This window comes from Kitasatospora nipponensis, from assembly GCF_039528135.1.
Classification (GTDB): domain Bacteria; phylum Actinomycetota; class Actinomycetes; order Streptomycetales; family Streptomycetaceae; genus Kitasatospora; species Kitasatospora nipponensis.
On sequence record NZ_BAAALF010000485.1, the window covers coordinates 1 to 1,175 of the forward strand.

Below are 1,175 nucleotides of genomic sequence, written 5' to 3' on the forward strand. Positions count from 1 at the left end.
CTGAGCCCGCTTCTCGTGCTTCTTATTTTCCAGTACATCGATGAGCCCCCTGAGCCCGTCGACAAAGGCGATGCGGGCAGGGGTGCACCCCTCCCAGTAATCCGTTTTGGCGCGCCCAAAAGCGCCCATGGAACCCCCTTAGCCTGCAGTGCTTCCCGATCCGAACCAGTATCCCGCACAGTCCTGCACTTTGAGCAAGCCCGGACGGCCGGTCATGCCGATTTGTCCTCGAAAAAGTGTTTGCATCTCGATGCCGGGGTGTTTGCGTTTGGGTCGCCGCCTGCGCTACTTGTTTGCGTTTGGCTGCGCAAGGGGGATCCGCCTTGCGGATGCGCCGATTTTATGGTTCCAATGGGCGCACTGTGCGCTGCGCCGCTATGCGAGGAGAGGTGGATAAAAAAGTGACAAATGGGGAAATTCCGTCCTGGCGGGATGCCGGCCGGGGGACGATGGTCCGCTGTGCCCTCTGGTTGGTGGCTGAAGTAGGGGTCGGGGAGGTCTTCACGAAGCCCGACCGCAGGGAGGCGTTCCCCGAGGTGTCCCAGATCGACCGTCGCATGCGAGATCTCAGGGATCGAGGTTGGAGAATTGCCACCAATAGGGAGGATCCAACCCTGACCTCGAGCGAGCACCGTTTTGTCGAGATGGGTGCTGAGGTCTGGAAGCCCGGTCAGTCGCGGGCCAAGACGCCGGCTGCCGCCATCACGGCCACCCAGCGTCGTGAGATCTTTGACGTGGACGGCCATCTCTGCCGCATCTGCGGTATCGCGGCCGGCGAGGCGTACGACGGCGGGGTGGAGACCGCTCAGCTGGACATCGCTCGCCGTGACGTCCGCAAGCCTGGTGTGGGCGTGGTGACCGAGATGGTCACTGAGTGCCGCCGATGCCGGGTGGGCGGTCGGGGCGGAGTAGTGGACTTGGAGGCTCTTCTGGCTGGTCTGAGGCAGATGAGCCGGATCGAGCGGGACCATTTCGGCCAGTGGATGGCGGCTGACCACCGGGACTTCAGCATGATGGAGCGGCTGTGGGGTGAGTACCGTACTCTGCCGGCTGAGTCGCGTCAGGTGGTTCGAGACGCGGTCAGCTCAGCGCAGGGGTGAGTTTGGGCGTTCTTGCGCCCGAAGGGCCTGACAGGCCGGTGGTGAAAGGTCCGGGAGCGGGCCGGGTACAGAGGA

The 1,175-nt window shown here is 63.6% G+C and carries 1 protein-coding gene; it reads left to right on the forward strand.

Annotated features, from left to right (window positions below):
* The first annotated feature begins 473 nt into the window (after positions 1–473).
* Positions 474–1,100: a hypothetical protein gene (locus ABD323_RS41355; protein WP_344447242.1), complete on the forward strand. Its 627-nt coding sequence runs from the start codon at positions 474–476 to the stop codon at positions 1,098–1,100.
* Positions 1,101–1,175 lie beyond the last annotated feature (75 nt).